Annotated in this window: 23 protein-coding genes; 22 read left to right on the forward strand and 1 reads right to left on the reverse strand. The window is 37.7% G+C overall.

Annotated elements, in window-relative coordinates:
- Positions 1 to 146 precede the first annotated feature (146 nt).
- The 21 genes from C9914_RS07825 (at position 147) to C9914_RS07925 (ending at position 23,437) form a co-directional block, all read left to right on the forward strand.
- Entirely contained in the window at positions 147 to 3,674 is a 3,528-nt protein-coding gene (locus C9914_RS07825; RefSeq protein ID WP_106764591.1) for a DNA polymerase III subunit alpha, read from the forward strand.
- A gap of 198 nt (positions 3,675 to 3,872) precedes the next feature.
- Positions 3,873 to 4,589, forward strand: a complete 717-nt coding sequence (gene mazG / locus C9914_RS07830; protein ID WP_106764592.1) for a nucleoside triphosphate pyrophosphohydrolase — start codon at positions 3,873 to 3,875, stop codon at positions 4,587 to 4,589.
- Between the two features lie 68 nt (positions 4,590 to 4,657).
- A complete protein-coding gene (locus tag C9914_RS07835; RefSeq protein ID WP_022265644.1) occupies positions 4,658 to 4,933 on the forward strand; it encodes an HU family DNA-binding protein in 276 nt (91 codons plus the stop codon).
- 72 nt (positions 4,934 to 5,005) lie between these two features.
- Positions 5,006 to 5,248, forward strand: a complete 243-nt coding sequence (locus tag C9914_RS07840; RefSeq protein ID WP_022265643.1) for an RNA-binding S4 domain-containing protein — start codon at positions 5,006 to 5,008, stop codon at positions 5,246 to 5,248.
- A gap of 560 nt (positions 5,249 to 5,808) precedes the next feature.
- On the forward strand, positions 5,809 to 6,090 hold the full coding sequence (gene yabP, locus C9914_RS07845) for a sporulation protein YabP (protein WP_106764594.1): 282 nt from the start codon (positions 5,809 to 5,811) through the stop codon (positions 6,088 to 6,090).
- Positions 6,091 to 6,102: 12 nt separating this feature from the next.
- A complete protein-coding gene (gene yabQ, locus C9914_RS07850; protein ID WP_022265641.1) occupies positions 6,103 to 6,615 on the forward strand; it encodes a spore cortex biosynthesis protein YabQ in 513 nt (170 codons plus the stop codon).
- Between the two features lie 20 nt (positions 6,616 to 6,635).
- Positions 6,636 to 7,241 (forward strand): manganese efflux pump MntP, encoded by a 606-nt coding sequence (locus C9914_RS07855; RefSeq protein ID WP_022265640.1) that lies wholly within the window; start codon positions 6,636 to 6,638, stop codon positions 7,239 to 7,241.
- 377 nt (positions 7,242 to 7,618) lie between these two features.
- A complete protein-coding gene (gene yunB, locus C9914_RS07860) occupies positions 7,619 to 8,266 on the forward strand; it encodes a sporulation protein YunB (RefSeq protein ID WP_106764595.1) in 648 nt (215 codons plus the stop codon).
- A 111-nt stretch (positions 8,267 to 8,377) separates the two neighbouring features.
- A complete protein-coding gene (locus C9914_RS07865; RefSeq protein ID WP_022265638.1) occupies positions 8,378 to 9,661 on the forward strand; it encodes an alpha-amylase family glycosyl hydrolase in 1,284 nt (427 codons plus the stop codon).
- Positions 9,662 to 9,818: 157 nt separating this feature from the next.
- Positions 9,819 to 10,535 (forward strand): tRNA (guanosine(46)-N7)-methyltransferase TrmB, encoded by a 717-nt coding sequence (gene trmB / locus C9914_RS07870; RefSeq protein ID WP_106764597.1) that lies wholly within the window; start codon positions 9,819 to 9,821, stop codon positions 10,533 to 10,535.
- Positions 10,532 to 11,905 (forward strand): FG-GAP repeat domain-containing protein, encoded by a 1,374-nt coding sequence (locus C9914_RS07875; protein WP_106764598.1) that lies wholly within the window; start codon positions 10,532 to 10,534, stop codon positions 11,903 to 11,905. The genes trmB and C9914_RS07875 overlap by 4 nt, the downstream gene beginning before the upstream one ends.
- Positions 11,906 to 11,930: 25 nt before the next feature.
- Entirely contained in the window at positions 11,931 to 12,632 is a 702-nt protein-coding gene (locus C9914_RS07880) for a response regulator transcription factor (RefSeq protein ID WP_022265634.1), read from the forward strand.
- Positions 12,633 to 12,635: 3 nt separating this feature from the next.
- On the forward strand, positions 12,636 to 12,878 hold the full coding sequence (locus C9914_RS07885; RefSeq protein ID WP_022265633.1) for a hypothetical protein: 243 nt from the start codon (positions 12,636 to 12,638) through the stop codon (positions 12,876 to 12,878).
- 57 nt (positions 12,879 to 12,935) lie between these two features.
- Positions 12,936 to 14,357 (forward strand): sensor histidine kinase, encoded by a 1,422-nt coding sequence (locus C9914_RS07890; protein ID WP_022265632.1) that lies wholly within the window; start codon positions 12,936 to 12,938, stop codon positions 14,355 to 14,357.
- Between the two features lie 137 nt (positions 14,358 to 14,494).
- The gene (locus C9914_RS07895; protein ID WP_022265631.1) at positions 14,495 to 15,469 is read left to right on the forward strand and encodes a DUF1385 domain-containing protein; all 975 of its coding nucleotides are present in this window, start codon (positions 14,495 to 14,497) and stop codon (positions 15,467 to 15,469) included.
- The gene (gene prmC / locus C9914_RS07900; protein WP_106764600.1) at positions 15,466 to 16,314 is read left to right on the forward strand and encodes a peptide chain release factor N(5)-glutamine methyltransferase; all 849 of its coding nucleotides are present in this window, start codon (positions 15,466 to 15,468) and stop codon (positions 16,312 to 16,314) included. The genes C9914_RS07895 and prmC overlap by 4 nt, the downstream gene beginning before the upstream one ends.
- A 409-nt stretch (positions 16,315 to 16,723) precedes the next feature.
- Positions 16,724 to 17,878, forward strand: a complete 1,155-nt coding sequence (gene recA / locus C9914_RS07905) for a recombinase RecA (RefSeq protein WP_118366119.1) — start codon at positions 16,724 to 16,726, stop codon at positions 17,876 to 17,878.
- Positions 17,879 to 17,880: 2 nt separating this feature from the next.
- Positions 17,881 to 18,486 carry a regulatory protein RecX gene (locus tag C9914_RS07910; RefSeq protein WP_022265628.1) on the forward strand — a complete coding sequence of 202 codons (606 nt, stop codon included), beginning with the start codon at positions 17,881 to 17,883 and terminating at the stop codon, positions 18,484 to 18,486.
- 57 nt (positions 18,487 to 18,543) lie between these two features.
- The gene (gene rimO, locus C9914_RS07915) at positions 18,544 to 19,875 is read left to right on the forward strand and encodes a 30S ribosomal protein S12 methylthiotransferase RimO (RefSeq protein WP_106764604.1); all 1,332 of its coding nucleotides are present in this window, start codon (positions 18,544 to 18,546) and stop codon (positions 19,873 to 19,875) included.
- A gap of 32 nt (positions 19,876 to 19,907) precedes the next feature.
- A complete protein-coding gene (pgsA, locus tag C9914_RS07920; RefSeq protein ID WP_106764606.1) occupies positions 19,908 to 20,501 on the forward strand; it encodes a CDP-diacylglycerol--glycerol-3-phosphate 3-phosphatidyltransferase in 594 nt (197 codons plus the stop codon).
- A gap of 113 nt (positions 20,502 to 20,614) precedes the next feature.
- Positions 20,615 to 23,437: a hypothetical protein gene (locus tag C9914_RS07925; protein ID WP_106764608.1), complete on the forward strand. Its 2,823-nt coding sequence runs from the start codon at positions 20,615 to 20,617 to the stop codon at positions 23,435 to 23,437.
- 340 nt (positions 23,438 to 23,777) lie between these two features.
- On the opposite strand, the gene C9914_RS07930 is transcribed toward C9914_RS07925, so the two are convergent.
- Positions 23,778 to 25,109: an RsmB/NOP family class I SAM-dependent RNA methyltransferase gene (locus C9914_RS07930; protein WP_158707375.1), complete on the reverse strand. Its 1,332-nt coding sequence runs from the start codon at positions 25,107 to 25,109 to the stop codon at positions 23,778 to 23,780.
- 152 nt (positions 25,110 to 25,261) lie between these two features.
- On the opposite strand from C9914_RS07930, the gene C9914_RS07935 reads away from it, so the two are divergent.
- Positions 25,262 to 25,465 carry a hypothetical protein gene (locus tag C9914_RS07935; protein ID WP_158707376.1) on the forward strand — a complete coding sequence of 68 codons (204 nt, stop codon included), beginning with the start codon at positions 25,262 to 25,264 and terminating at the stop codon, positions 25,463 to 25,465.
- The last annotated feature ends 18 nt before the right edge of the window (positions 25,466 to 25,483 follow it).

Here is a 25,483-nt window from a genome sequence, read left to right on the forward strand (position 1 = left end):
AGGGAGCAAAGAATGTTAAGGGCTTCGCCCTTAAAACCCACGAGGGACTCCGTCCCTCGACCCTGCGAGCCTTTAAAAAGGCTCGACCTAAACTTTAAGTGTCTTCTTAGGAGTTTATTAGCTATTTTTATTTGTGAGGTGATACCATGAGTTTTGTACATCTTCATGTCCATACTGAATATAGCCTGCTTGACGGTGCTTGCAAGATAAAAAATCTTGTAAAAGCTGCCAAAGAATTATCTCAACCAGCAATAGCCATAACTGACCACGGTTGTATGTATGGCGTTATTGATTTCTATAAAGCTGCTAAAAAAGAGGGAATAAAACCGATTATTGGCTGTGAAGTCTATGTTGCTCCAAGAAAATATACTGATAAAGTCGCAGAATTAGATAGAGAAAATCGCCATATGGTGCTTTTGTGCGAGAATAATGTTGGCTATCAAAATCTGATAAAGCTTGTTTCTATGGCTTGGATAGACGGTTTTTACGGTAAACCAAGAGTTGATGAGGAACTCTTGGAAAAATATCACAAGGGAATAATTGCACTTTCTGCTTGTCTTGCGGGTGAAATTCCTAAGGCTCTTATGCGTGGAAATTATGAGCTTGCAAAGGAAAAAGCTTTGAAGTATAAGAGAATTTTCGGCGAAAATAATTTCTTTCTTGAACTTCAAGACCACGGAATACTTGAGCAAAAACGCATAAATTCAGATATAATAAAGCTTTCTAAAGAATGTGATATACCGCTTGTTGTGACGAATGACTGTCATTATATCAAGCGTGAAGATAAGGATTTGCATAAAATTTTGCTTTGCATACAGACAAACCATACAATAGAGGACGAAAATTCATTTGAGTTTCCAACAGATGAATTTTATCTTAAAAGTGAAGCAGAAATGCGTGAGCTTTTTCCGAATTTGCCGGAAGCTTACGAAAATACAGTTAAGATTGCGGAACGCTGTAATGTTGAATTTGAATTTGGCAAGACAAAATTGCCACGCTTTGATGTTCCAGACGGTAAAGATCATATAGAGTATTTTCGTGAGGAGTGTTATAAGGGACTTCATAGAAGATACGGCGAAAATCCAAGTCAAAGCCTTACTGATAGGCTTGAATATGAGCTTTCTGTAATAATCAAAATGGGTTATGTTGATTATTACCTTATTGTAAACGACTATGTAAGCTATGCAAAAAAGAACGGGATACCTGTTGGAATGGGCAGAGGTTCAGGTGCAGGAAGTCTTGCGGCATATTGCATAGGCATTACAGGAATAGACCCAATTAAATATAATCTGCTCTTTGAGAGATTTCTTAACCCAGAAAGAGTAAGTATGCCTGATTTTGATGTGGATTTCTGTAAAGACAGGCGACAGGAAGTTATAGATTATGTCATAAGAAAATATGGCTCTGACCATGTGGCACAGATAGTTGCATTCGGAACAATGGCGGCGAGAGGTGCTATAAGAGATGTCGGCAGAGCTTTGGCAATGTCTTATGCGGAGGTTGATTCCGTTGCAAAGCTTGTGCCTTATGACTTGAAAATGACTATCGAAAAGGCTCTTACAATCTCTGATGAGCTTACACAGAGATATAATAACGAACCAGCCGTACATAGATTGATTGATATGGCTATGAGGCTTGAGGGAACACCTCGTCACGCAACAACTCATGCAGCAGGTGTAGTTATAACTGATAAGCCTGTAAGCGAGTATGTTCCGCTCTCAAGAAATGATGAAGCTATCGTAACACAGTTTACAATGACTACACTTGATGAACTCGGCTTGCTGAAAATGGATTTTCTCGGACTTAGAAATCTTACTGTTCTTGATGATACAGAAAAGATGATTCGTAAAAAAGAACCGCTTTTTTCAATAAAAAATATTCCCGATGACGATAAAAAGGTTTTTGAAATGCTTTCTAAGGGTGATACCGAGGGCGTTTTTCAATTTGAATCAAGCGGTATGAGAAATGTTCTTACACAGCTAAAGCCTGAAACTATCGAAGACTTGATTGCGGTTATTTCGCTATATCGCCCAGGACCTATGGATTCTATTCCGAAATATATCGAAAACTGCCATAATCCCGTAAAAGTAACCTATAAGCACGAACTCTTAAAGCCTATACTTGAGGTTACTTATGGCTGTATTGTTTATCAGGAACAGGTTATGCAGATTTTCAGAAGCCTTGCGGGATACTCTCTTGGCAGAGCGGATATTGTGCGAAGGGCGATGTCCAAGAAAAAAGCTGATGTTATGGAACACGAACGCAAAATATTTATAGAAGGACTTTTGCGAGAGGACGGCAGTATTGAGGTTGAAGGCTGTATAAGACGAGGTATTCCAAGAAACATTGCCGAGGAAATATTCGCAGAGATGGAAAGCTTTGCGTCCTATGCTTTTAATAAGGCTCATGCAGCTTGCTATGCTATGATTTCGTATCAAACGGCATATCTCAAATGTCATTACCCTTGTGAATATAATGCAGCTTTGCTTTCAAGCGTGCTTGATAATTCGGGCAAGGTTGCCGTATATATTGATGATTGTATGAAGCATAATATCAGAGTTCTTCCGCCTCATATAAATGAAAGCGATATTGGTTTTACCGTATGCGGAAAGAATATCCGTTTCGGACTTATGGCTATTAAGAATATCGGAAAAGGTTTTATCACAAATATAATAAATGAACGCAGAAATGGCGAATACACTTCTTTCTATGATTTTTGCAGTAGAGTTTATAGCAAGGATATGAATAAAAGAGCGGTGGAAAGTCTTATAAAGTGTGGTGCTTTAGATAAACTCGGTGCAAATCGCAGACAAATGCTTTATTCGCTTGATGGCTTGATAGATTCTCTTGCAAGAGACCATCGTGATAATGTCGCAGGACAGCTTGATTTATTCGGTATGGGTGATGATAATGAAGAACCCGCATATCAGCTAAAAAGCATAGATGAATTTGACGAAAATGAACGCTTAAAGCTTGAAAAAGAGGTTGTTGGTATTTATTTGTCGGGGCACCCTGTTGCAGAATATGAAAATGCGTCTAAGGCTCTAAATACCGACCTTATAAATAATATTCTTGAAGGTTCAGCATACTATAATGACGGCAAGCGTGTAAGGGTTATTGCGTTTATAAATGAGGTCAGAACTAAGATTATAAAAAACGGTTCCACTATGGCATTTGTGACTATTGAGGATAAATTCGGAAGTATAGAAATGCTCGTTTTCCCTAAAACACTTATGGAATACAGTACGCTTATAAGAGATGGCAAGGCTATTCTTGCGGAATGTACTGTAAGTATTAAGGAGGACGAAGAAACAAAGATTTTGTGCAACAGAGTTTATCCAGCACCAAAAACAGATGCCGAGATTGCACAGTTTAAAGTGATGTATAGTTCATCTAAGAAAAAAGCAGAACAGCCCGAAATAAAAGTACAAAATAATAGGGGTAACAGCGATAAATCAGGGCTTTATCTGAGATTTAAGAATCAAGAATGTAATGAATTTATTCGTGCAAAGCAGGTTTTGAATATATTTGACGGTTCTACACCTGTATATTTCTACTTTGAGGATAATAAAAAGCTTTTGAGAGTGCCAAGAAATATGTGGGTAGACATCAATGATGTTATGATAAGAGAGCTTAAACGAAGAATCGGTGATAAAAATGTTGCACTGAAATAGCCTTGAAATTTAGATTTCAGATGTTTATTGCAGTAAAATAGCCAAAATTTTTACGCAAATTGCCTTGAAAAAGTTATAATTTATACGGTTTTAAAAAAATATATAAAAAATGCCAAAAATGCCTTGAAAATATCGTCTTAATAGGGTATACTATTTTAGCACCAAGTATAGCATTTATAGAGGTTTGGAGATGTTTCTATGGACTTTAATTTTAAAGATAAATATGGAATTGATGACCTGATTAAGATTATGGAAGTCCTCCGAAGTGAAAATGGCTGTCCTTGGGATAGGGAACAAGACCATAAGTCTATTCGCCAGAATCTTATTGAGGAAACATATGAAGTTATCGAGGCAATCGACAATGACGATACAGAACTTCTAAAGGAAGAACTTGGAGATGCTCTCTTGCAAGTGGTTTTCCATTCAAGAATTGAGGAAGAAAAAAATAGCTTTGATTTTTCAGATGTTGCCGATGGAATATGCAAAAAGCTGATTATTCGTCACCCTCATGTTTTTGGCAATATTACCGCAGATACACCAGAAGAAGTCCTCAAAAATTGGGACGATATTAAGATGAAAACCAAGTCCCAGACCAAAGCAAGCGAGGCTATGGATAGTGTTGCAAAATCCTTGCCAGCACTTATGAGAGCGGATAAAATTCGTTCTAAGGCTAAAAAAGCAGGTTATGCACCAAAAAGCTATGAAACTGCATATGAGGATACAGAAGAAAAGTTGAAGGCTCTTTCAAAGGTCTCTTATGACAAGGCAGAAAATAACCGTAAAATCGGTGAATTGCTTTTCTCAGTTATTAATCTTGCGGCTATGGTTGATGTAAACCCAGAAGAATCGCTATATCGTGCCTGTGATGATTTTACAGAGAACTTTAGAAAACTCGAAGAAAATTCATCAAAGTAAGGCTTAGATATATATACTCAAAAAGAAACTCATTTCTATGAGTTCGATGAAGTAGGAGGAATATAATAATGAACAAGACAGAACTTATTGCTGCTGTTGCAGAAAAAGCAGAACTCTCTAAGAAGGACGCAGAAAAAGCAGTTAATGCACTCCTCGACACAGTTGTAGAAGAAGTTGCTAAGGGTGAGAAGATTCAGCTCGTAGGCTTCGGTACATTCGAGAGAAGAGAAAGAAAAGAAAGAGAAGGCTGCAACCCACAGACAGGTGCAAAGATACCGATTCCTGCATCTATGGTTCCAGCATTCAAGGTTGGCAAGGCATTCAAGGACGCTGTCAATAAGTAATTTAAAATTCTATTCAGAAAATCCGACTACGCAGTGGCAGTCGGATTTCTTTATTTATGGAGGGATAAATATATGAGATTGGATAAATATTTAAAGGTTTCAAGAATAATCAAACGCAGAACAGTTGCCAATGAAGCTTGTGATGCGGGTAGAGTTATAGTTAATGGCAAACCGGCAAGAGCATCTTATGATGTAAAGGTTGGTGATGTATTAGAGATAGCTCTTGGCACAAAGCCGATAAAAGCAGAGGTCGTCAGCATAAATGAATATGCCAAAAAAGAAGATGCCCCTTTGATGTATAAGATTTTAGAATAAGCAGCAGCGAGCCGCCGCCATCAAGACGCGGTCGGAAAATTTCCCAATGAACTACCGTTTAGCTGATTAACTTATCTAAGACACTTAAAAGTTTTGGTCAAGCTTTTTCAAAAGCTTGCGGTTTCCAAAGGCGGAGCCTTTGGTGGGTTTTAAGGGCGAAGCCCTTAACATCTCTTGCATTTAAAGGGCGGACTTTGTCCGCCCTTAATGACTAATGTTGCTAACGAGAGAAAATTAAGCGGTGGACAAAGTCCACCGCTTTAGGAGCAAAGAATGTTAAGGGCTTTGCCCTTAAAACCCATGAGGGACTCCGTCCCTCAACCCTGCGAGCCTTTAAAAAGGCTCGAGCGAAACTTTTAAGGTCTAGGGTAAAGTTTATTAGTTAATTGGTAGTTCATTGGTAAAGTTTTTGACCGCGTCAACAATCTTCTCTAATCTATCACGAGCGAGACTTGTCGAGCGATTCCGCGTCTTGACCACGGCGGCACTCCGCCTCCATTCATAAATTTATGGACGAAATCATATAATTGCTTAAGAGATGATTTCGGGAGGGCTTAGTTATGCAGGAAAATGGTAAAGCTTTGAAACGCAAGCATAACCTTATTATGGAAGATAGAAAAACACTTACTTTAACAGGCATATCCGATGTTGATAGCTTTGATGAACAAACAGTTGTGCTTATTACAGATATTGGCGAGTTGATTATAAAAGGCGATTCTTTGCAGATTAAAGGCTTTAGCGTAGAGAGTGGCGAACTTAGCCTTGAGGGAAGAATAGATTCCCTCAGCTATCAGGAAATTAACAAAAATAATGGCGGATTTTTTTCCAGACTTTTTAGATAGGAGAATCTGCCTATGGAGCTTACCTTAGAGGCTCAGACGCAGGCTTTTATATATTCCTGCGTTTTGGGTGTGATTCTTGCGGTGATATATACCGCTATTGGTATAATAAAAATAATATCTCCTCCAAGCAAAAAATTGTTGTTTGTTATGGATATACTATTTATGCTTGTGTGTACATTTACAACATTTTTCTATTCAGTATTGATGACTTGGGGAAATTTGCGTTATTATGTTGTTTTTGGTGAACTAATAGGCTTTTTCCTATTCTATCTTTTTGTCGGAGAGATTATTTTAAAATGCTCAAAAGCTATTACTAATTTTTTTGCAAAAATATATTTTTTTATTACGAATCCATTCAGAATATTATTTCATAAGCTTTATTTGTTAATATCAGTTTTGTTAGCAAAACTATGGAAAAGAATAAAGCCAAGGCGTAAACCAAAAAAGAAAGTTAAAATCAGGGCAAGCTCTAAAATGCCTGAATTACCACAAAGGCCAAGGATAATGGCTAAACCAAAGCTTTAAAAATTTGAGGAGTAATTTATATGGATTATATTGCAGTTATAGGCATTGCCGTAGGTCTTGCGATGGACGCATTCGCAGTATCTGTAACAAATGGAGCTATTGTAAAGAACTTTAAGCCAAGCTTTGCTATAAAGATTGCAGCAGCATTCGGAATCTTTCAATTTATGATGCCAGTTATTGGTTGGATAGTTGGTAAGGCTGGACAACAGCTCATAGAGAGCGTTGACCACTACATAGCCTTTATACTTCTTTTGCTTATTGGTGGAAATATGCTTATTGAGGCGATTAAGGATAGAATTAAGGAATATAAGGGCGAAGAAGTTCAAAAAAAGGACAATAAAACCGCCACATCAACAAAGACACTTTTGCTTATGGCTGTTGCTACAAGTATAGATGCACTCGCAACAGGAGTTATTTTGCCATCAGCAGTAGGGGCAAGCACCATAATGCTTATGCTGGTAGCTGTTTTGATGATAGGTGTCATAACCTTTGTAATTTCTTTTGCTGGAGTATATTTAGGCAAAAAATTCGGTTCATTGCTTTCAAATAAAGCAGAAATTCTTGGCGGAATAGTTCTCATAGGAATAGGCACAAAGATTTTGATTGAGCATTTGTTCTTTATGTAATTAGCTAAAGCACTTCCCATAAGACACTTAAAAGTTTTGGTCAAGCTTTTTCAAAAGCTTGCGGTTTCCAAAGGCGGAGCCTTTGGTGGGTTTTAAGGGCGAAGCCCTTAACATCTCTTGCATTTTAAGGGCGGACTTTGTCCGCCCTTAATGACTAATGTTGCTGACAAAAGAAATTAAACGGCGGACAAAGTCCGCCGTTTAGAGAGCAAAGAATGTTAAGGGCTTCGCCCTTAAAACCCATGAGGGACTCCGCCCCTCAACCCTGCGAGCCTTTAAAAAGGCTCGAGCGAAATTTTTAATTGTCTTAGGAAAATCTGTTAGTAAGCAGTAACATAAGACAAAGCCTCTGTGTATAATGGCACAGGGGCTTTTTTATGACTGTTGCAGCTATTAAAAAAAGACGAAGATTAAAACGCTGGCTTATTATTGTGCTTGTTATATTATTATTGTTTCTTATTTTTCTCGAAATTCGTGTCAGACCAACAGTTTCGGCTATTGCGATTGTTCAAGGAAAAAGACTTTGCACAGAAGTAATAAATGAAGCCGTTTCAGAGGTTATGGACGAATTGGAGCTTTCCTATGAAAAGCTTGCCGAAACTACACGAGCGGAAAATGGTTCTGTACTCGAAATCGCAACAAATATGGCAAATGTCAATAAGCTAAAAACCGAAGTCAGCCTTAGAGTGGGTGAAAAGCTTGAGGATATAAAAAGCCGTAGAATTGATGTTCCAATGGGAACTCTTATGGGACTTAATTTATTATATATGCGTGGACCTGATATTCCTTTACATATCTCTATGTCAGGTAGCACAGAAACAGACTTCGTTTCAGAATTTGAAAGTGGTGGCATTAACCAAACTGTACACAAGCTTTCACTTACTATAACAACTGATATGACGGTTTTAGTTCCGCCAGTAAGTGAAAATACAAGCGTGACAACAACTGTCGTAATTGCAGAAACTATAATTGTCGGTGAAGTTCCGAATTATGCTCTTTATGGAGGTGCAAAAAATATTGCATAATTATTGTTGGAAATTTACATAAAATCACTTGTATTTATTTGTTGCTTGGTGTAAAATATAAAAAGATGATTTACAAAAATTTTTTATAAAATATTTTGGAGGAATCGACAAATGGCAAGCAATACAAATAAATCACTCAAAAATAAGGTTATTTATAGTGTTTATGTTCGTAATCACAGCGAAAGCGGAGATTTTAAAGGAGTTATGAAAGACCTCGATAGAATTAAGCTTCTTGGGGTTGATTATATTTGGTTTATGCCTATCCACCCAATAGGTGAGGTTAATAAAAAGGGTGAGCTGGGCTGTCCTTATTCTATAAGTGACTATCGTGCAGTTAATCCTGAATATGGCACTATGGAAGATTTCAAGGAGCTTGTTTCAGCCATTCACGAAAAGGGTATGAAGTGTATGATTGATGTTGTTTATAATCATACCTCGCATGAATCAGTTCTTAGCAAGGAACACCCTGAGTTTTTCTATAAAAAGCCTGACGGTAGGTTCGGCAACAAGGTTGGCGACTGGACAGATGTTATAGACCTCGATTATACAAACAAAGATCTTTGGGATTATCAGCTTGAAACCCTCAAGATGTGGGCAAAAATTGTAGATGGTTTCCGTTGTGATGTTGCTTCCTTAGTGCCGATTGAATTCTGGAATCGTGCAAGAAAAGAGGTCGCAGAGGTAAATCCTGATTGCCTATGGCTTGCCGAATCCGTTGAATATGGCTTGATTAAATATGCTCGTGATACAGGCTTTAACTGTCTTTCGGATTCGGAGCTTTATCAGGCATTTGATATACTCTATGATTATGATGTTTACCCAAAGTATCTTGCATATGTTGACGGAGAAATTCCTCTCAGCGAATATATAAATGCACTTAATCAGCAAGAGTACATTTATCCTGAAAACTATATAAAGCTCCGTTGTCTTGAAAATCACGATAGAGCAAGAGCAAAAAAGCTTGTCGTTACTGAACAAGAGGTTATCAATTATACAGCGTTTATGTATATGCTAAAGGGTACAGTTCTGCTTTATGCAGGTCAGGAAACAGAAAATACCAATACACCGAGCCTTTTTGATTACGATAAGGTCGATTGGAACACAGGCTTTGACCTTACACCAATTTTGCATAACCTTTATCGTGTAAAGCAAAGTGAGGTTATAACAAACGGTAAATATGAGCTTAAAGCATATGACAGTGAAAATGCTGTAACTATTACATATAAGTCAGATAAGGGCATTGTTTTCGGTGCGTTTAGTATGAGATGCTATGAGTGTATAGTTGAGGCAGAGGTTCCGGACGGCGAATATAAAAATAAAATCAATGGCAAGACAGTTTTCGTCAAGAATGGCGAAATCGAACTTGATGGTTTCCCTGTAATTATAGAGTGCTAAATTATTTTAAGATTTAAGGTATTGCTTTCGGGCGATACCTTTTTTTCAGAAATCGACATATAATTCTAATATAGAAAATAACTTATATTAAAGTTTGGTATAATATTATGTGATTTTTTATTTATTTTTTACTTTTTAGAATTTGGTGATAGATTTTATGAGAATAAGACATAAACCCTGGGCAAGACCTGAATTACTCGAATGTGGTTTCTATATAGATAATCCTGATGACTATAAGGGAAGATGGGCAGAGCTTTACCCCAAAAAACAGCCATTTCATATTGAGCTTGGCTGTGGTAAGGGCGGTTTTATGGCTCAGGCAGCTTATCTTAATCGTGATATAAATTATCTTGCTATTGATATTAAAAACGAAATGCTTGGTCTTGCAAAGCGTAATATTGTAAAAGCTTTTGAAAAGACTAACGAAAAGCCAGAAAATGTTATTTTAACTATCCATAATATTGAGCTTGTTTCTAATATGCTTGGCAAAGAGGATTATGCAGAAAGAATTTACATAAACTTCTGTAATCCTTGGCCTCGTGGAAAGCACAAGAAACGCCGTCTTACACATACCCGCCAGCTTATACAATATAGAGATTTTCTCGTCGATGGCGGAGAGATTCATTTCAAGACAGACGATGATGAGCTTTTTGAGGAAAGCCTTGAATATTTTGCAGAATCAGGCTTTGAGATAGTATATATAACTCGTGATTTGCATAATTCAGGCTATGAACCAAATCTTATGACCGAACACGAAAAGATGTTTTCTGATGAGGGCATAAAGATAAAATTCCTTATTGCGAAAAAAGTTGAACTAAAGGAAATGCCTGTTTTAAAGAAGCCTAAGAGCGGAAAGGAAACGATTGATGTATGAAAAAGCGGATTCTCGCTTTAATTATGGCACTGTCGGTAGCTGTGTTGTCGGGTTGTTCGGCAAGCTTTACTGACGGCGGGAATATGATGCGTCCGCCAAGACCGACTGGTGATAAGGCGGAAATTCAAAATATAATAGAAGAAAAAGCAGGCTCAGGCTTTATATTTGTATATCCACAATCTGGAGATTATCGCTCAGCAGTAACCATGCAGGATTTAGATAATGATGGTTCTGATGAGGCTATTGCGTTATTTTCATCAGGCGGTGAAAATACAAAGCTTAATCTTATGATTATGACCAAAAAGGGAGAATCATGGGAGAGCGTTGCAAATATACAAAGTAGTGCCGCAGGTGTTGACAGAATGTTCTTTGCTGATATAAATGGTGATAGTAAGCTTGAACTTTTTATAGGCTGGACTTCTTTTGGAAGCAATGAGAAACAGATAAGTGCATATGCTTTTGATGATGAACATAACCAGATTCGTGAAATGCCAATAGACTCAACATATAATGAGCTTGCTTGTGCAGATTTTGATAATGACAATCAATCAGAGTTAATATTGCTTACTATTGCTAATAAAGATGATGGTTCTCTTGCGAAATTTTTTAAGTATTCTACGAATGAAAAGCGTCCTATGTTGAGTTCATCTGTACCACTTGATGCTGAGCTTACAAGAATTTTAAATGCATGTGTCGGTATGGTAGATTCTAATACAAGAGCTTTGATTATTGATGGTGAAAATCATAGCGGAACGATTTCAACACAAATTATATATTGGGATAGTAAAGAACAGGCTCTTAAAAATCCACTGAGTACAGCATTGCATACCTCTGCAAATACCAATGTATCTACAAGAACAACTCCTACTATAAGCAAAGATATAAATAATGATGGTATAATCGAAATTCCGTCAGTAGCTACTATGCCAGCAGGAAACAAAGAAGATACCTCAACTATATGTAGTCTTACAACATGGAATCAATATCAGCTAAAGACAAATTCATTTAAGGGTATTCTAAATATGATAATAAATTATAAGGACGGTTATTATTTCAAAATGCCTGAAAAATGGATTACAGATAACAAAAATATTTGGCCTACCTATGTTACGGCAAGGGTTGATAATGAAAATAGAACTCTTTCAGTATATCAATGGCTTTCTGATGAAACAAACACAGGCTATATAGGTGATAAGTTATTTACGATTTATGTCTATTCAAAAAAAGAATGGGATTCCGAAATTTCAGACGAAAAGATTTTGCTGCAAAAAACAGATAACAACTATTATGTCGTTAAAATAGACAATTCTAAAAATAAGCTTTCCCTTAACGAGGAAGAATTAGATGAATGTTTTATGTTGATAAGCTGAAAATTTACGAAAGGATAGGATAGGTATGAAAAATATTCTTGTTGCAGAAGACGAAACTGCCATAAGAGAATTTGTTGTAATTAACCTTGAGCGTGCAGGCTATAATGTTACAGAGGCAGATTGCGGAGAGGCTGCCCTTGAAACATACGAACAAAAGGGTGGAGATTTCGATATTGCCATTCTTGATATTATGATGCCTGGTATGGATGGGCTTCAGGTTTGCAAAGAGCTGAGAAAGAGAAACGGCTCTATCGGAATTATTATGCTCACTGCAAGAACACAGGAAATGGACAAGGTTTCAGGACTTATGCTTGGTGCTGATGACTATGTAACTAAACCGTTCAGTCCGTCAGAGCTTGTTGCAAGAGTTGATGCACTCTATCGCCGAGTTGCTATCGCAGAAATGCGTACAGAAAATAACTTCAAAGAAGAAATCAGGTCAGGCGATTTTGCTCTCAATCTCCGCAACCATACACTCACAAAGCGTGGTCAGCTTATAGACCTTACACAGGTTGAGTTTCAGATTATGGAATATTTCTTTTCAAGTCCAGGAGCGGCTCTTGATAGAGGTGATATTCTCCGTCATGTCTGGGGAGAAAACTATGTCGGTGAAGAAAAAATCGTTGATGTTAATATTCGCCGTTTGCGTATGAAAATAGAGGATAATCCGTCCTCACCAAAAAATATAGTCACCGTATGGGGACTTGGCTACAAATGGGAGGCTTAAAATATGGGTAAGATAGTATTTATGCATTGCGATTTGGATAGCAGTGACGGCAGAACTGTTGAAGGTATAACTCTTGTAGTTGATGGCGATGTCAAAACTGTTCTTGATTATATTCTTATGGAAAAGGGCGATGAATTTAAGAGTCGTACCGAAATCGTAAATCACGCACTTATGGATGGTCTAAAAATTCTGACTGATGAGATTAAATCAAGCAAGAATGAAAATATTGCTCCTAAGAAAAAATGATAATTACACACTAAGTCTTTAAAGTTGTATTCTTTTTAAATTCGGGAGGTCTGTTTTTTGAAAGGTATTACAAAAAGATGGCTTATAAACAGCATGGGTGTAATTATGGCAATACTCCTGCTTATTGTAGTTATCTTTGCACTTTTTGTGCAGTCGTTTTATTACAATGGAATAATGCAGACTATAAGTGGTCGCTCATCAGAGTTTGCAAATATGTTTAATAAACCAGATGAATTTATCTCTACTGCGAGAGTTTATGTCGAGAATTTTCCCGATAAAGAGCTTATGGAGCTTATGGTAATAAACTCAAACGGTGATGTTGTTATAACTTCTACGGGCTTTGAGCCAGATAAAGAACAGGTTATGCCTGATTATGAACAGGCTAAGTATGAAAAAAGCGAATATACTACTTGGACAGGCAAACTTAATTCGGGCGAAAATGTTATGGCTCTCACCAGAATGATTTATGGAAATGATGATGAATATGTCGGAGCAGTGCGTTATATAGTTTCTCTTGAGGAGGCAGACAGACGGATATTCATAACAATATCGGGAATTTCACTCGTTGGACTTCTGGTGCTTTTCTTGATAATTATATCGAGTACATATTTTTTGCGTTCAATCGTCAAGCCTGTTCGTGAAATAGGAGATACAGCAAAGCGAATTGCTCAAGGTGATTTTAACGCAAGAATCGGAAAATTCTATGATGACGAAATCGGCGAGCTTTGCGACACCATAAATTATATGGCAGGTGAACTCGGAAACGCTGAAAAAATGAAAAATGACTTCATTTCATCAGTTTCTCACGAACTCAGAACACCGCTCACCGCCATTAAAGGCTGGGCGGAAACTATGCAGATGGGCGGTTCTTGTGACGCTAAGACTATGGAAAAGGGCTTGAAGATTATCGTTAATGAATCTGAGCGTCTTAGCGGAATAGTTGAGGAACTTCTCGACTTCTCAAGAATACAGAATAACCGAATGGTTCTTAAAATGGATAAGATAGATATTCTTGCAGAGATTGACGAAGCCATATATATGCTCAGAGAAAGGGCTTTGAGTGAGAATAAACATCTTATATATGAAGAGCCTGAAATATTGCCGGCTGTACTTGGCGATAAGAATAGACTAAGACAGGTATTTATAAATATAATAGATAATGCCCTAAAATACACACCAGAGGGTGGCATTATCAATATTGAGGTATCACAAGTTGAAGAAAATATTGTTATTAAAATTTCTGATAATGGTTGTGGCATACCAGCAAGGCACTTATCTAAGGTTAAGGAAAAATTTTATAAGGCAAATCAGACGCAGAGAGGTTCAGGCATAGGACTTGCTGTTGCTGATGAGATAGTAAAGCTACATTCAGGAACATTAGATATTGCAAGTACAGAGGGAGTAGGAACAGTAGTTTCTATTTCAATACCGATTTTAAAAGAAGAATCAGAAGAACCAAAAGAAATAATTGTTAAGTAATAAATGGCTACGAATGGCAAAATTGTCGAGCGGTTGAAGACAGTTTGTTCCTATATTTTCACTATGAGTTCGCTCTATCGTTAGTTCATTGGCAATTACTTTGTTTATAGCAACAAATTGCAAGGAGGGTAATAGGATTGGAAAAAAGAGAAAAAACAAAGCTGATAACCTCGATTGGTGGTCAGGCTCTTATGGAAGGTATAATGATGAGAGGCCCGAAGAAAACTGCTATTGCAGTCAGAAGAGCTGACGGAGAAATTTTGCTTGAAGAAATGGAACCACTTGGGCTTGGTAAAAAGGCTAAAATATTAAGAGTGCCTATTATAAGAGGTATCGTCAATATGATAGACTCTTTCGGAACAGGCTATAAGGCTCTTATGAGGTCGGCAGAATTGGCTGTTGATGATGTAGAAGAAACGCCTGAAGAAGAAATGAGCAAATTTGAGAAGTGGATTGACGATAAATTCGGAGATAAATTCCTCAAAATCTTTATGGGCATTGCAATGGTTATTTCTATTGCTTTTTGCGTGGCACTGTTCTTTTTTGTACCAACTTGGCTTTTTAACCTCTTGCAGATGATTCCAAATTCAGAATGGCTCGGAAGCCATATGATTTACCGTTCAGTATTCGAGGGCTTTATAAGAATACTGCTTTTCCTCGGATATATGGCACTTTGCTTACTTAATAAAGATGTCAGACGCTTATATAAGTACCATGGTGCAGAGCATAAGACAATTTTTTGCTATGAATATGGTCTTGACCTCACTGTTGAGAATGTTATGAAGCAAAGAAGATTTCACCCAAGATGCGGAACAAGCTTTATTATAATCATACTTATTCTCGGAATATTTGTTGGTTGTTTCATACCATTTACAAATCCTTTTATAAGAACACTTACAAAAGTCCTTTGTATTCCGTTAGTCGTAGGTTTAGGCTATGAACTTATCAAAGTATGTGGCAGACACGACAATATAATCACTCGTATAATTTCCGCACCGGGTATGTGGATGCAACATCTTACCACAAAAGAGCCTGACCCTGATATGGCTGAGGTTGCTATCAAGGCTATGCAGTATGTAATTCCTGAAAACGGAGAGGACAGAATCGGATGACATTGTCGGAGCTTTACAGAAAAGCAAGGTCAGATTTTCGCAACGCAGAAATAGATAGCCCGCAATATGATGCAATGTGCCTTATAGAGCATTTTTTTGGTGTAAATCGTGCAGAGCTTGTGGTTAAGGGAGATAAATCACCAAAAGCAGAGATAGAAGCGGAATTTCTTGCAGCTGTTGAAAAGCGTTCATCGGGCTATCCCTTGCAATATATTCTCGGAGAATGGACTTTTATGGATATTCCACTTTTTGTGGGCGAGGGTGTTCTTATTCCGAGAGATGATACAGAAATTTTAGTGCGAGAGGCAATAAAGCGTGTCAGGGGCGTTGAAAATCCAAAAATAATAGACCTTTGCAGTGGAACTGGAGCGGTGGCTATTGCTCTTGCAAAGGCTTATCCAAAGGCTGAAATTCTTGCAGTAGAGCTTTCAGATAAGGCTTTTAGCTATCTCAAAGAAAATATAAAGCGTAATGCTTGCGAAAATATCAAAGCCATAAAGGGCGATGTATTCAGGCTTTATGAGGAATTTTCAGATAGTGGGTTTGATGCAGTTCTGTCAAACCCTCCGTATATAAAAACAGATATTATAGCAACTCTTGCAAAAGAAGTTCAGCACGAACCTAGGCTTGCACTTGACGGTGGAAAAGACGGAATGATTTTCTATAATTCTATTATAGAAAATTGGAAAGGTAAGGTTAAGAGAAACGGTTTTATCGGTGTCGAGATTGGCGAAGATTTGACAAATGAGATTGTTAAACTTTTCAAGGAAAATAATTTTGAAGATGTTTATGTATTGAAAGATATGGCAGGCTTGGATAGGGCAGTTTTCGGAACAGTGCATTAAAATATCGAAAATTTGTTCTTGAAATGCTTGTCATAATTTTGATGAGATGATATAATAAACCTATGATAAGCTTATGCACTTCCCCAAGAAACTTAAAAGTTTCGCTCGAGCCTTATTGACTAATGTTGCTTACGGAAAAATTAAGCGGTGGACTTCGTCCACCGCTTTGGAAGTAAAGAAATGTTAAGGGCGTTGCCCTTAAAACCTATGAGGGACTCCGTCCCTCAACCCTGCAAGCTTTTGAAAAAGCTTGAGCAAAACTTTTAATTGTCTTAGAAAAGTTTATTGCGAATGTCGAGGTTTTGCTTGCAAAACCGATTTCGCGTCTTGACAGCGGAGGCACTCCGCCTTGAGCAAAACTTTTAAGTTTCTAAGATAAGTGCATAAGTGTAGAAAGGAATGAATTATTGTGGCATTTGATAAAGAAAAAGCTCTTGAAACAGCACTTCGCCAAATAGAAAAACAATTCGGTAAGGGAGCAGTTATGCGTCTTGGACAAAACCCAGCTATGCAGATTGACGCTATTTCAACAGGTTCTCTCACTCTCGATATGGCTCTCGGCATAGGTGGTCTTCCTCGTGGAAGAATTACAGAAATCTATGGACCTGAATCCAGTGGTAAAACTACACTTGCCCTTCACTGTATTGCAGAGGCTCAGAAAGCTGGCGGTACAGCGGCATTTATAGATGTTGAGCACGCACTCGACCCTGTTTACGCATCAGCCCTTGGTGTAGATATTGATTCATTGCTCGTTTCACAGCCTGATACTGGTGAAGACGCTCTTGAAATTACCGAGGCACTTGTTCGTTCTGGTGCGATTGATATTATAGTTGTTGACTCAGTTGCTGCTCTTGCACCAAAAGCTGAAATCGAGGGCGAAATGGGTAGCTCTCATGTTGGCGTACAGGCTCGTCTTATGTCACAGGCTCTCAGAAAACTTACAGGCTCAATTTCAAAGCTTAATTGCGTTGCAATTTTCATCAACCAGCTTCGTGAAAAAGTTGGTGTTGTTTATGGTAGCCCTGAGGTCACCCCAGGCGGTCGTGCGTTGAAGTTCTATTCAACCGTCAGAATTGATGTCAGAAAGGGTGAACCTATCAAAAATGGCAGTGAGATTATAGGCTCAAGAACTAAGGCTAAGGTTGTCAAGAATAAGATTGCACCACCATTTAAGGTTGCTGAATTTGATATTATGTATGGCGAGGGCATTTCTCGTGTCGGTGAACTTCTTGATTTGGCTGTTATGGCTGATGTTGTCAAGAAAAGTGGTGCGTGGTTCTCCTATAAGGAAAATCGTCTTGGACAGGGCAGAGATAAGGTCAAGGAGCTTTTTAAGAATGACCCTGCTCTTGCTAAGGAAATCGAGGAAGAAACTCTCAAGCATAAGGACGAACTCCTTGGTCAAATATCTAAAAAGCCAAAGGGCAAGTCTGTTAAGTCTAAATCTGATGATGAGGAAAGCTCAGAAACTGAAAGTCCAAAAGCAGAAATTAAGGCGGAGGATACAAAAGAGGAGAAATCCGACCGCATTGATGATGCTGATATTGATATTATGGTTGAGTAATTATGCAGATTACAGCTATTGAGGAAAAGAGAAAGGGCTTGAGTGCTGTCTATATTGATGGCGAATATGCTATGAAACTTGATACCTTTGCTCTTGCAAAATCTGGCGTTAAAGTTGGTTCAGAAATCGACGATGACAGATTACACGAAATTGTCATAGAATCAAATCTCAGCCGAGCAAAGGAAAAGGCTCTTTACCTTTTGGAATATAGAAGCCGTTCAAGAAATGAGCTTGTCGAAAAGATTAAACCACTTTATGGAGATGATGCCGCAGAGGCGGCCGCCGATAAAATGGTTCAGCTTGGACTTGTTGACGATGAAAAGTTTGCGAGGGATTTTGCGGAGGAACTTTTCCGCAGAAAGAAATACGCACCTAAGCGTGTAGGCTATGAGCTTTTGCGAAAGGGAATAGATAGAGAAATTATTGATGAGGTTATCGAGGAATTAACCCCAGACCCCGAGGAGCAAATTCGCTCATTGCTTGAAACAAAGTTCAGAAATAAACTCGGAGATATAAAATCCCGCCGTAAGACAGCAAATGCTCTTGCGGCATTGGGATACTCCTATTATGATATAAACAGTGTATTATCAGAATATGAAGATGAATAACACTTGAGGGCATAACTATGCCTTCAAGTTCTTCTGTGCAGGAGGAATTTTTAAAATATGGCTACTAAAATCGGTATGGTAAGTCTTGGTTGTGCAAAAAACAGAGTAGACGCAGAAATGCTTCTCTTTACTTTAAAGCAAGAGGGCTTTGAGATTGTTGCAGACCCGGCTATGAGTGATGTTGCGATTGTAAATACTTGTGGTTTTATCGAGGACGCAAAGCAGGAAAGCATTGATGAAATTTTAGAGCTTGCAGAGCTTAAAAAAGAGGGCAGAATCCAAGCTATAATTGTTACAGGCTGTCTTGCTGAAAGGTATCAGACTGAAATTCTCAAAGAGCTTTACGAAATTGATGCTGTTGTTGGTATCGGTGCAAATAGCAATATTGCAAATATCGTAAGAGAAGTTCTCAAGGGTAAAAAGGTTGAGGAATTTCCTGATAAGCTATGTCTTGATATTAATGCTCCAAGACTGCGTTCAACACCATTTTATTATGCATATCTTAAAATCGCAGAGGGCTGTGATAACTGCTGTACCTACTGTGCTATTCCAAAAATCAGAGGTAAATTCAGAAGCCGTAAGATTGAGGATATTGTTGAGGAGGCAAAGGGCCTTGTCAATAATGGTGTAAAGGAACTTATTCTTATCGCACAGGATACTTCAAGATATGGCGAAGATTTATACAAAAAGCGTATGCTCCCTGAACTTTTGAGAGAGCTATGTAAAATCGACAGCAATTTCTATATAAGAGTGCTATACTGTTATCCGGATAGAATGACAGATGAGCTTATAGATACTATCGCAAGTGAGCCTAAGGTTCTGAAATATATAGATTTACCACTTCAACACGCAAGCGGTAAGCTATTAAAGCGTATGAACCGCCACGGTGACAGAGAAGTTCTTACAGAGCTTATCAATAAGCTAAGAACTAAAATTCCAAATCTTACAATTCGCACAACCTTTATAACAGGCTTCCCAGGAGAAACTGAGGAGGATTTCACAGAGCTTTCAGAGTTTGTAAGAGATATGCGTTTTGATAGAATGGGTTGTTTTGCGTATTCACCTGAGGAGGATACTCCAGCGGCAGAATTCCCAGACCAGATTGATGATGAGGTCAAGAAGCACCGCAGAGATATTATTATGGAACAGCAGGCAGAGATTATGGCTGAAAAATGTGAATCTATGATTGGCAAGACCATAAAGGTCCTCTTTGAAGGCTTTGATAGATACGCTGAATGTTATTATGGCAGAAGCTCTGCAGATGCACCAGAAGTAGATGGCAAGGTTTTCTTCACAGTAGAAGGCAAAAAACCAGCAGTTGGCGATATTATAGATGTAGAAATTACAGACTATATAGATGTTGACCTTATTGGCGAATATAAAGCTTAATTTTTATAGAACGAAAGGGAGTGGCTTCAAAAATGAATACGCCGAATAAACTTACAGTTTTGCGTATTATACTTGTACCATTTTTTGTAGCAGTATTGCTTTTGCCGCAAATTCCACATCATTACATAATAGCGGCAATAATTTTCGGAGCTGCTTCATATACAGACCATCTTGATGGGAAAATTGCTCGAAAGAATAATCTTATAACAGATTTCGGAAAATTTGCCGACCCATTGGCTGATAAAATAATGGTTACTGCGGCACTTGCTTGTTTTGTGCAAGTTGGTTTGACAAATGCGATAGTTCTTATACTAATTCTGACAAGAGAATTTATGGTAACATCAATGCGACTTGTGGCCGCTGGCAGAGGCAAGGTAGTTGCCGCCAATAACTGGGGTAAAGCTAAGACAGTAAGTCAGATTGTAGCTGTACTTCTCATACTGATTATGCAGTATATACTTGAGCTGAACGCAATGGGCTGTATATCACTTGAGAATATAGGACTTATAAGTTCGATATTTTATGTTGCAAGCGATATTCTGATGTGGATAGTAGTTGCTTTGACCTTAATTTCTGGTATAATATATATGTGGGATAACCGAGAATTCGTCAAGAACGCTAAATAATGACAAACTGTGTTTGCTCTCTCGGTAGATATTTCCTCTGCGTTAATAAACTTCTTTTGTATTAGCTAATTGATAGCAATCCACTAAGCAATTTTAAATAAGGACTGAAGATAATGGATTATGAACTTAAAAATGCTCCAAAGAGCAATGATACTATATTGTCTATATATAACCTTGATATTGAAAAGGCTGATTCATCAGACGGTCTTTATGATGTCCGAAAGGAATTTTTTAAAGCAAGGCATAACATAAGGGGCAGACTTACTCTGAAATGTGACGATGATACATATAAGCTCTCTTATAGTATGGAGCAAGGTAAGGTTCTTAACTGGAAAAAATTCTGCGGAAATAGTCAGTGCGAAAGAACAGTTCCTTGTGATGGTGGATATAGAATAGAGTGTTTTGATAAGTCAAAGCGCCTATATAAAAAAATATTCTTCAGTCTTGAACACGAAATCATTCGTGTAGAATTTTTTGCTGATAACAGAGTTATTCCGACTATGATTATCACACCATCTATTGAAAATAGCGAATATATTCTTATAAAAACTGTAAATAACCAGTACGAAAAACTCCATGCTTTCACTGAACGCACAGGCAAGGATATTACAAAAGAGCTTAACGGACTTACAGGCGAACCACAGATTTTCTGTAAAACAAGCACAGGTGCATACTATTACTGTACTAAGGACGAAATTGAGGTTCGTACTGCCGCATTAAAAAAACTGCTTGAAGTTCAAAGCGATGAAGATGTTGAAACAGTAAAGTCAGCATTTACAATAGCGGAAAATGGCGAAGGAAAGCATATAAATCTTTCCGAAGCAGAGGCTTATGAAAAAACTGACACTAAAAAGTCCGAGCCTCAGCATATCGAAATGGCGAAAAATGCCGAAGATTTAGAAAAAACGGATAAAATTGAAAAAATCGAGAAAACAGAAAAGCGTACTATCAAAGTTAAGCCGAAAAAATCTGAAAATAAGTCTACTGAAAAGGAAGATAATACTACCATTTTAGCAGAACCCGATACTGAAATTGCAGATGAAAACGAAGAACTTCCTATTCCAAGCATAGATGACAGCGTTTTTGAAACTGCCACAAAAGATGAGTTTATCGCAGAAATCTCAAAAGAAGATGAGAAAGAAAAAGAACAAGACTCCGAAGATGAGGGCTTTGTTTATGAGCAGGTAATTCCTCAGGAGCTCAGAGAAACACTTTGTGCTTTTGCGTCAGATTGTCCCTACGAAAATCTTCCCAAAAAAGAAATCAAAACCGAAAAGGATAGATATTTCTATTTTGGAGAACTTACAGACGATATGCGTGATGGCAGAGGTCGCACCGCAATGGAAAATGGTATAACAGCCTATGAGGGTAACTATAAAGACGATAAAAGAAGTGGATTTGGTGCTTATTATTTCAAATCGGGTAATCTTTGTTATGTTGGTGCGTGGTGCGAAAATAAGCGTGAGGGTCTTGGAACAGCGTATTCCATAGATGGTGCTTGCTATACAGGAAAATGGCATAATAATAAACCGTCGGGTTCAGGAGCAAGCTTTAATAGCGAGGGCGAACTTAAATATTTTGGTACATATAAAGACGGTAAGCGTGACGGTGCAGGTGTTATGACTATCGGCGAAAATGTTGTCGTAGGAATTTATCAAAATGGTAAATTTACTGGCAGAGGTACGATTTTTGCACCATCAGGAGCTTTGCTTTATAGTGGTGAAATGAATCGTGGTGAACGCTCCGGCAAGGGTATTGAATACAATGAAGACGGCACAATCCATTATAATGGCGAATGGCGTGGTGGAAGATATAACGGCAAAGGAATACTTTATCTTGCAGACGGTGGCTTTATTGAGGGTGAATTCAGATATGGTGCTGCCGAGGGTGAGGGCAAACAATACGATAAAAATGGCAAGCTTATTTATGAGGGCTTGTTTGCAAATAATCTTTCAAGCGGAAATGGTAGAGTTTACAATTCTGATGGTTCGTACTATGAAGGTCGTTTCTCCGATGGCGAGGCAAACGGTTTGATGTCCGAATATACTGCAAATGGTGAACTTGTCTATTCAGGTGAATGGAAAAACGGCAAACGCTCTGGCAAGGGTACAGAGTATATCAAGGGCATAAAGGTTTATGACGGCGAATTTTCAGAAGGTGTTTACTGCGGTGAGGGTAGACTTTATGAAGATGATTTGCTTGTTTATGCAGGTTCATTCAAAGACGGCAAGAAAAACGGCTATGGATGCAAATACGAAAACGGCTCTATGGTCTACCGTGGAAAATTTTTTGAAAACGAATATAATGGCTGTGGAATTTGCTATTCTAATGGCGAAATTTCTTGTGTTGGTATGTTCAAAAATGGCAAGAAAAACGGCAGAATAAATGAAATCTCAAATGGAAAAATCATTCGTGAGTGTATTTATTCTTCAGGTGAACTTGTTTATATGAGAGAGTACTCCGAAGAAAACGGTGCATTGCGGTTTGATGGAAATGTCAGAAACGGTATGCGTGATGGTTTCGGTGCGAGCTTCAATGAAGATGGTGAAAAAAGCTTTGAAGGTATCTTTAAGGCTGGTCAGGAACAGAAGAATATGAGTGTTATTCTCCGTAAGATTGAAGAGCTTCCGAAATGTGATGAGCTTGCTGATGGAGAATACGATATGTATCGCAAAGGAACAGGATATGTTGTTGAATACGCTTTAGATGGCGGACAGTTTACTGGTAAATTGAAGAATGGCAAGCCAGACGGAAAGTGTACTATACTTTATAGTGACCATAGATTTACTGGAGAATTTGTTGATGGCAGAATTGACGGCAAGGGCGTTATATATATGCTTGACGGCGAGGAAATTAAGGGCGAATTCAGAAGTGTTGAGTTTGAGGGTTCAAAAAAGATAGAGCTTTCAAATAATAAAACATACTATTATTTATAGTGTTGGTTAAATTAGATTGTAGCTGCGGAGGACTAAACTACCGATTAGCTAACGCAATGCCCTAAGACAAATTAAAGTTTATGTCAAGGAGTTGTGAAAAAACAAGAAGGCACATAACCGTTATCACTTTCGGTTATGTGCCTTCTGTGGTATAATAAGTTTGTGAAGAACACCGCGATTAATTATAGTCCAACATACAAAACATTCGGCAACTTCATAAACGAGAATTTGATAGACACTGCGGAAGAAATATTCAATGATATTATAAAATATATCACGCACAAAGATAAGCACAACTTCATTTCTTCACAGCCCCTTAGAATCTTTTAAGTTTAAGAATTTATACACGCCTTAAACCCTTAGGATATTTATTTTTCATTCTGCCGTTTGAGCATTTGCCAAAACCAAGTGAAACTCCCTCAACAGCAAGAAGTGTATAACCTTTTTGGTTTTCGCAATCAATCTCTTCTCCACTAAGAAACTTTTCTACACGCTCATCATTTAGTTTGAGATTGAGAACATTTTTGAAATATTCTTTCGTATATGCCGAAAATAATGCGTGTGCAGGCTCTATACGATTTTTCTTGATTTCACCAAGAAAAACCCCTGCACGAATAACTCCAAGTCCGTTAAGCTTGGGAAGATTTTCTGGGAATATATAAGCTCTATCACCAATAATTTCAATATTTCCGCTTGGCTTTATGCTAAATACTTCGTCAATAAAACCTGAAACAAGTTTATTTTCATTATTATTGAACTTGTAATCTCCGTCACAAGCAGGCTCATTACCAGATTTTCTTAGCCTTACCATAAACTGTCCTTCGCCACCTTCAAGTGGACTTATTCTGACACAACCTTTTAAATCAGATTTTCTGCCAAAAGAATACTCAATTTCATCAATAGCGAAATCTTCATTGCGTTTCAGAAATTCTGAAACTACTCCTTCATTTTCCTCATAAGAAAATGTGCAAGTAGAATAAACAAGCATTCCGCCTGCTCTTAGAGCCTTTGATGCTGATTCAAGTATAAAAAGCTGTCTTTCAGCACAAAGCTTGACATTATCTCTACTCCATTCATCTGAGGCATCGTGATTCTTTCTGAACATTCCTTCTCCAGAACAAGGTGCGTCAACAAGAATTTTGTCGAAAAATCCCTCAAGACCATCACAAAGTGTATCAGCACTACAATTTGAAACCACAAAATTTCTTGCACCCATTCGCTCTAAATTAGAAAGCAAAATTTGAGAACGGGATTTTACATATTCATTAGACCAAAGTAAACCAGTATTATTCAATAAAGCAAGTATCTGAGAGGATTTTCCGCCAGGAGCAGAGCATAAATCAAGTATACGCTCTCCCTCCTGAACATCAAGCAAGGAAACCGGTGCAGAAGCTGATGGTTCTTGAACATAAAACGCTCCTGCGTGATGTAATGGGTTATTACCCAATCCTTCAATTTCACTATCAATATAATAACCATTCTTATACATAGGCGTTTTTTCAAGTTTATATACTAATAACTCTTTAAGCCTTTCAGCAGTAATTTTAAGAGTGTTTACACTTATTCCACGATAAGGCTTTTCATTAAAGGTTTCAAGAAACGCTTCATAGTCTGAACCAAAAACGGATTTTGCGTCCTCGAGAAAATCTTGTTTTAAAAAATCTATATTCAATATCATCACCTGAAAAAATCTTTTTTTAAAATAATACCATAAATATGGCAAGTTCTCAACGATTTTATTGCAAAAAATATTCTATTTATTCTTGAAGCCTCTTTGAATAAAATTCTAATTCCCGTCGATAATATATTTCAGAAGGGGGTGAGATGATGAGCAGACAAAATCAGCAGAACAACCATTCTCAAAACCGTCAAAGCAACAATAATTTCAACAATCAGCAAAATAGCAATCAATCACAAAATCAGCAAAATAATAATCAATCACAAAATCAGCAAAATAATAATCAGTCACAAAACCATAAGAACAACAACAATTTTAATAACCAGCAAAACAATAACTTCAATAACTAATAAAATAAAGGCGGAAAG

Source organism: Pseudoruminococcus massiliensis (assembly GCF_900291955.1).
In the GTDB taxonomy this organism is placed as follows: domain Bacteria; phylum Bacillota; class Clostridia; order Oscillospirales; family Acutalibacteraceae; genus Pseudoruminococcus; species Pseudoruminococcus massiliensis.

Bases quoted from the DNA above. Each gene is read 5' to 3' on its own strand.
- C9914_RS07925 (WP_106764608.1), top strand. From the start codon at position 20,615: ATGGATTATGAACTTAAAAATGCTCCAAAGAGCAATGATACTATATTG.
- mazG (WP_106764592.1), top strand. From the start codon at position 3,873: ATGGACTTTAATTTTAAAGATAAATATGGAATTGATGACCTGATTAAG.
- C9914_RS07865 (WP_022265638.1), top strand. From the start codon at position 8,378: ATGGCAAGCAATACAAATAAATCACTCAAAAATAAGGTTATTTATAGT.
- C9914_RS07880 (WP_022265634.1), top strand. From the start codon at position 11,931: ATGAAAAATATTCTTGTTGCAGAAGACGAAACTGCCATAAGAGAATTT.
- C9914_RS07825 (WP_106764591.1), top strand. From the start codon at position 147: ATGAGTTTTGTACATCTTCATGTCCATACTGAATATAGCCTGCTTGAC.
- yabQ (WP_022265641.1), top strand. From the start codon at position 6,103: ATGGAGCTTACCTTAGAGGCTCAGACGCAGGCTTTTATATATTCCTGC.
- trmB (WP_106764597.1), top strand. From the start codon at position 9,819: ATGAGAATAAGACATAAACCCTGGGCAAGACCTGAATTACTCGAATGT.
- rimO (WP_106764604.1), top strand. From the start codon at position 18,544: ATGGCTACTAAAATCGGTATGGTAAGTCTTGGTTGTGCAAAAAACAGA.
- yunB (WP_106764595.1), top strand. From the start codon at position 7,619: ATGACTGTTGCAGCTATTAAAAAAAGACGAAGATTAAAACGCTGGCTT.
- C9914_RS07875 (WP_106764598.1), top strand. From the start codon at position 10,532: ATGAAAAAGCGGATTCTCGCTTTAATTATGGCACTGTCGGTAGCTGTG.
- prmC (WP_106764600.1), top strand. From the start codon at position 15,466: ATGACATTGTCGGAGCTTTACAGAAAAGCAAGGTCAGATTTTCGCAAC.
- C9914_RS07885 (WP_022265633.1), top strand. From the start codon at position 12,636: ATGGGTAAGATAGTATTTATGCATTGCGATTTGGATAGCAGTGACGGC.
- yabP (WP_106764594.1), top strand. From the start codon at position 5,809: ATGCAGGAAAATGGTAAAGCTTTGAAACGCAAGCATAACCTTATTATG.
- pgsA (WP_106764606.1), top strand. From the start codon at position 19,908: ATGAATACGCCGAATAAACTTACAGTTTTGCGTATTATACTTGTACCA.
- C9914_RS07835 (WP_022265644.1), top strand. From the start codon at position 4,658: ATGAACAAGACAGAACTTATTGCTGCTGTTGCAGAAAAAGCAGAACTC.
- C9914_RS07855 (WP_022265640.1), top strand. From the start codon at position 6,636: ATGGATTATATTGCAGTTATAGGCATTGCCGTAGGTCTTGCGATGGAC.
- C9914_RS07910 (WP_022265628.1), top strand. From the start codon at position 17,881: ATGCAGATTACAGCTATTGAGGAAAAGAGAAAGGGCTTGAGTGCTGTC.
- C9914_RS07935 (WP_158707376.1), top strand. From the start codon at position 25,262: ATGATGAGCAGACAAAATCAGCAGAACAACCATTCTCAAAACCGTCAA.
- C9914_RS07840 (WP_022265643.1), top strand. From the start codon at position 5,006: ATGAGATTGGATAAATATTTAAAGGTTTCAAGAATAATCAAACGCAGA.